Annotated in this window: 7 protein-coding genes; 5 read left to right on the top strand and 2 right to left on the bottom strand. The window is 66.4% G+C overall.

The genetic code is table 11. The features are described 5' to 3' along the window. Nucleotides 1-24 precede the first annotated feature (24 nt). Nucleotides 25-639, bottom strand: coding sequence for an NUDIX hydrolase (locus QMZ25_RS13765; protein ID WP_283219798.1), 615 nt, complete (start codon nucleotides 637-639; stop codon nucleotides 25-27). A gap of 131 nt (nucleotides 640-770) precedes the next feature. Between QMZ25_RS13765 and QMZ25_RS13760 the strand changes: the two genes are divergently transcribed. The 5 genes from QMZ25_RS13760 to mtnC all read left to right on the top strand — a co-directional run bounded on the left by QMZ25_RS13760 (nucleotide 771) and on the right by mtnC (nucleotide 6,302). Next, on the top strand, nucleotides 771-2,246 hold the full coding sequence (locus QMZ25_RS13760) for an amino acid permease (RefSeq protein WP_053519499.1): 1,476 nt from the start codon (nucleotides 771-773) through the stop codon (nucleotides 2,244-2,246). A 91-nt stretch (nucleotides 2,247-2,337) separates the two neighbouring features. Beyond that, the gene (locus QMZ25_RS13755; protein ID WP_283219797.1) at nucleotides 2,338-3,765 is read left to right on the top strand and encodes an amino acid permease; all 1,428 of its coding nucleotides are present in this window, start codon (nucleotides 2,338-2,340) and stop codon (nucleotides 3,763-3,765) included. A gap of 560 nt (nucleotides 3,766-4,325) precedes the next feature. Then, on the top strand, nucleotides 4,326-4,967 hold the full coding sequence (locus tag QMZ25_RS13750; RefSeq protein ID WP_053516701.1) for a methylthioribulose 1-phosphate dehydratase: 642 nt from the start codon (nucleotides 4,326-4,328) through the stop codon (nucleotides 4,965-4,967). Between the two features lie 78 nt (nucleotides 4,968-5,045). Beyond that, on the top strand, nucleotides 5,046-5,603 hold the full coding sequence (locus tag QMZ25_RS13745; RefSeq protein ID WP_053516703.1) for an acireductone dioxygenase: 558 nt from the start codon (nucleotides 5,046-5,048) through the stop codon (nucleotides 5,601-5,603). A gap of 3 nt (nucleotides 5,604-5,606) precedes the next feature. After that, nucleotides 5,607-6,302: an acireductone synthase gene (gene mtnC / locus QMZ25_RS13740; RefSeq protein WP_065182688.1), complete on the top strand. Its 696-nt coding sequence runs from the start codon at nucleotides 5,607-5,609 to the stop codon at nucleotides 6,300-6,302. A 70-nt stretch (nucleotides 6,303-6,372) separates the two neighbouring features. Here the strand turns inward: mtnC and QMZ25_RS13735 are convergent. Next, on the bottom strand, nucleotides 6,373-6,752 hold a 380-nt coding region (locus QMZ25_RS13735; protein ID WP_345782735.1), incomplete at its 5' end, for a glycoside hydrolase family 2 protein.

Below are 6,752 nucleotides of genomic sequence, written 5' to 3'. Positions count from 1 at the left end.
CCGGGCACGAGGTGGACGTCCCCGTCAGCGCGCCAACCACCGGCGCGCCATGCGCTGCATCGATTCGTCCGATTCCGGGTCGACCGCGACTTCGGTCACCGGCCGCCACGCCAGGTCCAGCGATTCCTCGCTGAGCACGAAGTCCTCGCCACCCAGCGCCCGGATCACGAAGCGCACGTCGTAGTGCCAATGCCCCGGCACGTCCCCGCGTTCGGGGATCCAGTGCTTGTCCAGGTCGAAGATCGCCGGATCGTCCAGCACCAGCCCGGACAGCCCCGACTCCTCTTCTGCTTCCTTCAGCGCCACCCGGGCCAGGTCGCGGTCGCCGTCGGCGTGGCCGCCCAGCTGCAGCCAGCGCTGCAGCTTGCGGTGGTGGGTCAGCAGCAGGCGCTGGCCATCGGCGCTGACCAGCCAGCAGCTGGCGGTGAAGTGGCCGGCCAGCCGCTCGCGCCGGAACGGATCTTCCGGATCGTCCAGCAATGTGCCGAATTCGGCAGCCAGGGCGTCGTGGGCGGGCTCGAGGCGCGCATGGTCCCGCAGCAGACTGCGCAGGCGATCATCAAGCGCGGCAAGGGTTTCGGCGGTGTGGCTCATGAATGGGGGTGGTTCGGAAAAATACTGTTCATTATCGCCGCTCATTGTTGCGATTGCGCTTGTGCGTTGGCTTCAGCTTTGGCTAAGGTACAGCGGGCCGTTCGCGCGGCCTTCACCATTCAGGGCTGCCGGCAACGTATCGACGGCCCCCAAACCGATCATTAGGGAAGTACTGCATGCTGAAAGCTCTGTTGAGGGTCAAGCCGGTGCAACCGGCCGGGCACGTCGATGCCGGCGAACCCATCGAAGGCAGCCTGGACGGCGAAGCCACGCTGAAACGGACCCTCACGGCGAAACACCTGATCCTGCTTGGCGTAGGTGCGGTGATCGGTGCAGGCATCTTTGTACTGACCGGGCAGGCCGCAGCCAACCACGCCGGCCCGGCAGTAATGCTCTCGTTCGTCTTCGCCGGCATCGCCTGCGCACTTGCCGGCCTGTGCTATGCCGAGTTCGCCGCGATGATGCCGGTATCGGGCAGCGCGTACTCCTACTCCTACGCCACGCTCGGCGAGGGCATGGCCTGGTTCATCGGCTGGTGCCTGGTACTGGAGTACCTGTTCGCCTCGGCCTCGGTCGCGGTGGGCTGGTCGGCCTACCTGATCAGTTTCATCACCACCACGCTGCACATGCCGTTCCCTGACGCACTCAGTGCGGCACCGATCGCATGGACCGGCAGCGAGTTCATCTCTTCCGGCAAGCTGTTCAACCTGCCGGCGGTCCTGATCGTCGCTGCGGTCTCGGGCCTGCTGTACGTCGGCGTGACCCAGTCTGCCTTCGTCAACGCCATCATCGTGGCCATCAAGGTCACCGTGATCTGCCTGTTCATCGGCTTCGGCGCCGCCCACATCGATCCGGCCAACTGGCAGCCCTTCATTCCGGAGAACACCGGCGTATCCGGCGAGTTCGGCTGGAGCGGCGTGTTCCGTGCCGCCACCATCGTGTTCTTCGCCTATATCGGCTTCGACGCGGTTTCCACCGCAGCCGGCGAAACCAAGGACCCGCAGCGCAACATGCCGATCGGCCTGCTCGGGTCGCTGGCCGTGTGCACCCTCGTCTACATCATCGTCTGCGCCGTGCTGACCGGCATGATGCCGTATCACCTGCTGGGCACCGACAAGCCCGTGGCCACTGCGCTGGAGCCCTATGCCAGCCTGTCCTGGCTGAAGACCGCGGTCGAGATCGGCGCCATCGCCGGTCTGTCCTCGGTGGTGCTGGTGATGATGATGGGCCAGACCCGCATCGCCTACACGATCTCCCGCGACGGCCTGCTGCCGAAGTTCTTCGGCAAGGTCCATGCCCGCTTCCGCACCCCGTACTGGGCCACGATCGTGGTCGGCGTGATCGCTGCAGCACTGGCCGGCCTGATGCCGCTGAACGTGCTGGGCGAACTGGTCTCGATGGGTACCCTGCTGGCGTTCGCGACCGTATGCATCGGCGTGCTGGTCCTGCGCTACACCCGTCCGGAGCTGCATCGTCCGTTCCGCGTCCCGGTGGTGTGGATCATCTGCCCGCTGGGCGCGGCGGCCTGCCTGTTCCTGTTCTGGCAGGCCTTCGTGGTGCACTGGCATCTGTTCGTCGGCTGGACGGTGCTGGGCCTGCTGATCTACTTCGGCTACGGCATGCGCAACAGCAAGCTGGCCAAGTCCGCCTGAACCTGCGGGCCGGCCCTGCGCCGGCCCGTCTGCTCCTGCCAGTGTTTCCGCCCGCGCGCCCACCCGGCGCGCATCGACAAGATCCGCACACATGTTCAAGCAACTCTGGGCCACCAAGCACCCGCATGCCGCCCATGAAGACGCCAATGGCCTGAGCCTGCGCCGCCACCTCGGACCCTGGGGGTTGACCGCCCTGGGCATCGGCGCAGTGATCGGCGGCGGCATCTTCGTCATCACCGGGCAGGCCGCAGCCAACCACGCCGGCCCGGCCATCATGCTGTCCTTCGTGCTGGCCGCCATCTGCTGCGCGTTCTGCGCCATGGCCTACGCCGAGTTCGCCTCCATGGTGCCGGTCTCGGGCAGCGCCTATACCTATACCTATGCCACCTTCGGCGAGCTCTCGGCCTGGTTCATCGGCTGGATGCTGGTGCTGGAGTACGGCGTGTCCGCCTCGGCGGTGGCGGTCAGCTGGACCGGCTACTTCCTGAGCCTGCTCAGTCACTTCGACATCCACCTGCCGGCCGTACTGGTGAGCGCACCGCTGGACGGGCAGCTGCGCCCGACCGGTGCGATCGCCAACCTGCCGGCAGCCATCCTGGTGCTGCTGCTGACCTGGCTGTGCTACGTGGGCATCAGCAAGTCCTCGGCCATGAACATGGCCATGGTGGTGCTCAAGACCGGCCTGATCGTGCTGGTGATCGTGGTTGGCTGGAAGTACGTCGATCCGGCCAACTGGACCCCGTTCATTCCGGAGAACCAGGGGCCCGGCAAGTACGGCATGGAGGGCGTGCTGCGTGGCGCTGCCATGGTGTTCTTCGCCTATATCGGTTTCGAGGCGGTCTCTGTGGCGGCACAGGAGTCGCACCGTCCGCAGCGCGACATGCCGATCGGCATGATGCTCTCGCTGGTGGTCTGCACGGTGCTGTACATCGCCATGGCGGCCGTCATGACCGGCCTGGTGCCGTACACCCTGCTCGGCACCGATGAGCCGGTGGTCACCGCCGTCGCCGCGCATCCCCAGCTGGGCTGGCTGCGGGTGGTGGTGGAAATCGGGGCACTGGTCGGCCTTTCTTCGGTCGTACTGGTGATGGTGATCGCGCAGCCGCGCATCTTCATGATCATGGGTCGCGATGGCCTGCTGCCGCCCGTGTTCACCCGGATCCATCCGAAGTACCGCACTCCGCATATCAATACGGTCATCACCGGAATCGGCATTGCCCTGCTGGCCGCGCTGTTCCCGCTGGACGTGCTCGGCGAACTGACCTCGATGGGCACGCTCATCGCCTTCGCGGCGGTGTGTGCGGGCGTGCTGATCCTGCGCCGCACCCAACCGGACCTGCCGCGCCCGTTCCGCATGCCGATGGCTTGGCTGATCTGCAGCCTGGGCGTGCTGAGCTGCCTGGCGCTGCTGTCGGCGATGACGATGCACAACTGGATGCTGATGGGCGTGTGGACGTTCTTCGGGTTCGTGATCTATTTCTGCTACGGCTTCCGGCACAGCCGCCTGCGGGTGAAGTAAGGGGTTCTGCATTGCAGGGCCTGCGGCCCTGCACCCGCCGTTGAAGCCGGAGCAACGGCAACAGCAACAGCGGGGCCGAGGGTTTGGCGGGACGGGTTGGGTTCGCGGGGGACGCCGTGAATCCATCCCTGGAGGCTTGGCCGCGGCATCCATGCCGCGGACACCCCCGCGAACCCAACCCGCCCCACCTCCGACAGTCTCCTGGCGCGTCTGGTTGGTCCACGTCTTGCGTGGATGAATTCGTCCAGGAGATGAATTTTCGTAGGTCGATGAATCCTGTGTAGAGCGGAGCCATGCTCCGCTCCGAGCAAGCGCAGCGAAGCGACCCGCTTTTCGCTTTTCCTTCTTCACTCCGTGGCCGGCCGCACGCCGAAACCTGTCCGAGGGGGGCGGGTGGGCCGTGCAGGGGCGTGAGCCGCATGGATGCGGCGACCGAGCTTACAGGGACGTACTTGCAGCGTCCCCTGCACGGCCCACCCGCCCCGCCTCACCCATGAACCGCTCTACACGACCCGCCACGAGGGGCTCAGCCGGTGGCCGAATCCAGTAAAATCGCCCGCATGAACGCCGCCCCCCTCCCCTACGACACCGCGCGCCTGAGCGAGCTCGCCCAGCTGCTGATCGACAACGTCCGCGAACTGGCCCAGGCCGGCTGGACCCCGGCCACCAGCAGCAACTTCTCCCATCGCCTCGACGACCGCCATGCGGCAATCACCGTCTCCGGCAAGGACAAGGGGCGGCTGATCGAGGACGACATCATGGTCGTCGACTTCGATGGCCAGGCCGTGGGCCGTCCGCTGCGCCCGTCCGCCGAGACGCTGCTGCACACGCAGCTGTACCGGCGTTTCCCGGAAGTCGGCTGCGTCCTGCACACGCATTCGCCGGTGCAGACCGTCGCCTCGCGCCTGTATGCACCGCAGGGGCACATCCGCCTGGAAGGTTATGAGCTGTTGAAAGCCTTTGCCGGCAACAGCACGCACGAGATGGCCATCGACGTGCCGGTGTTCGCCAACACCCAGGACATGAACGTGCTGTCGGCCCAGGTCGAGGATCTGCTGGACCGCCAGACGCTGTGGGGCTATCTGATCGATGGCCACGGCCTGTACGCCTGGGGCCGCGACATGGCGGAAGCGCGCCGCCACCTTGAGGCATTCGAGTTCCTGCTGCACTGCGAACTGGAACTGCGCAGGCTGCGTGGCTGAGCAGATTCCAAACCGCAATCTGCGTCCGCCCGCTACCCTGCTACCCTGTCCTCCCCCCGAGACGTTCAAGCTGCCGCCATGAGCCGACTGCGCATCTACGACGACACCCGCCCCGAATCCCCGCTGCTGGACAGCCAGGACGGCGCCATCATCGCTGCCGAGCTGCAGAAGATCGGCGTGACCTTCGAGCGCTGGCAGGCCACCGCACCGGTCGCGCCGGGCGCCAGCCAGGACGAGGTGTTCGCCGCTTACCGCGCCGACATTGATCGCCTGGTCGCCGAACGGGGCTTCAAGAGCGTGGATGTGGCGTCGATCGCGCCGGACAATCCCAACCGCGCCGAGCTGCGCAGGAAGTTCCTCGACGAACACTTCCACAAGGAAGACGAAGTGCGCTTCTTCGTTGCCGGCTCGGGGCTGTTCACCCTGCACGTGGGTGACAAGGTCTACGAGATCGAATGCGTGAAGGATGACCTGATCGCCGTGCCCGATGGCACCACGCACTGGTTCGACATGGGCGAGGAGCCGAGTTTCGTGGCCATCCGCTTCTTCACCGAGCCGGATGGCTGGGTCGGCCACTTCACCGGCACCGACATCGCGCAGAAATTTCCCCGTTACGTTCCGACCCAGGCATCCTGATCCATGCAGCCCCGCGTCATCCTGACCGACATCGAAGGCACCACCAGCAGCATCTCGTTCGTCAAGAACGTGCTGTTCCCCTATGCGCGCCAGGCCCTGCCCGGCTTCGTGGCCGAGCATGGCCAGCGACCGGACGTGCGCCGCTGGCTGGACACGGTGGCCAGCGAAATCGGCGGCGCCTGCCAGGACAGCCTGGTCGCCGAGACCCTGCAGGGCTGGATCGACCAGGACCGCAAGCACACGGCGCTGAAGGCGCTGCAGGGCCTGATCTGGGACGCCGGCTATCGCCGTGGCGACTACACCGCGCACTTCTATCCGGAAGTGGCGCCGGTGCTGAAGGGATGGCATGCCTCGGGCCTGCCGCTGTACGTCTACTCCTCCGGTTCGGTGCCGGCGCAGAAGCTGTTTTTCGGTTTCAGCGACGCGGGCGATCTCAGCCCGCTGGTGTCAGGCTGGTTCGACACCGAGATCGGCGGCAAGCGTGAGGCCGACAGTTACCGCCGCATCGTCCAGTCCATCGGCGTGCCGGCAGGCGAGATCCTGTTCCTGTCCGACGTGGTGGAAGAGCTTGATGCCGCGCGCGAGGCGGGTCTGCAGACCCGCCTGCTGGACCGTCTGGACGACTACCCGATGCCGCGCGTCGGCGACGCCGCCCACGGTCACGAGCGGGTCGAGAACTTCCAGCAGATCCAGCTGTAACACGATCCCTTTCTGGTCGCTGCCAACCCGGGTTGGCACCGGCCCAGACCAGGCACCGCCGACGGCCCCCTCAACGATCGTTGAGGCTGCGCACCTCCAGCGCCTCGCGCAGCGTGGCCAGGTCCACCGGGCCGCGCACGCTGATGTCACGGCTCTCGCCGGGCAGCAGATCGAGCAGGTTGTCCTCCAGCCGCACGTCCAGGGCACCGAAATCCACCCATGCCGCGCGTACGAATGCCCTGCTCTGCAGCCGCAGCCGGTAGTGGTCCCCCTCGATGTCCAGCGTGGCCCTGAGCGCCTGGCGGGGCAGCACCTGATCCTTCGCCTCGACGAATCCCACGACCTGACGCGCAGTCGTCTTCCCTCCCTGCAGCACCTCGAACACCGCAATCGTGCGCTTCGGATCGGCACCCGCCAGCAGTTCGGCATCACTGAAATCGCCGACCGCCG

Source organism: Stenotrophomonas sp. RS-48, assembly GCF_030053245.1.
In the GTDB taxonomy this organism is placed as follows: domain Bacteria; phylum Pseudomonadota; class Gammaproteobacteria; order Xanthomonadales; family Xanthomonadaceae; genus Stenotrophomonas; species Stenotrophomonas maltophilia_P.
This window is presented reverse-complemented; position numbering and strand designations above follow the sequence as displayed.

What these genes read in the sequence shown, in the direction of transcription:
- QMZ25_RS13765 (WP_283219798.1), bottom strand. Translation starts at nt 639, where the DNA reads ATGAGCGGCGATAATGAACAGTATTTTTCCGAACCACCCCCATTCATG.
- QMZ25_RS13760 (WP_053519499.1), top strand. Translation starts at nt 771, where the DNA reads ATGCTGAAAGCTCTGTTGAGGGTCAAGCCGGTGCAACCGGCCGGGCAC.
- QMZ25_RS13755 (WP_283219797.1), top strand. Translation starts at nt 2,338, where the DNA reads ATGTTCAAGCAACTCTGGGCCACCAAGCACCCGCATGCCGCCCATGAA.
- QMZ25_RS13750 (WP_053516701.1), top strand. Translation starts at nt 4,326, where the DNA reads ATGAACGCCGCCCCCCTCCCCTACGACACCGCGCGCCTGAGCGAGCTC.
- QMZ25_RS13745 (WP_053516703.1), top strand. Translation starts at nt 5,046, where the DNA reads ATGAGCCGACTGCGCATCTACGACGACACCCGCCCCGAATCCCCGCTG.
- mtnC (WP_065182688.1), top strand. Translation starts at nt 5,607, where the DNA reads ATGCAGCCCCGCGTCATCCTGACCGACATCGAAGGCACCACCAGCAGC.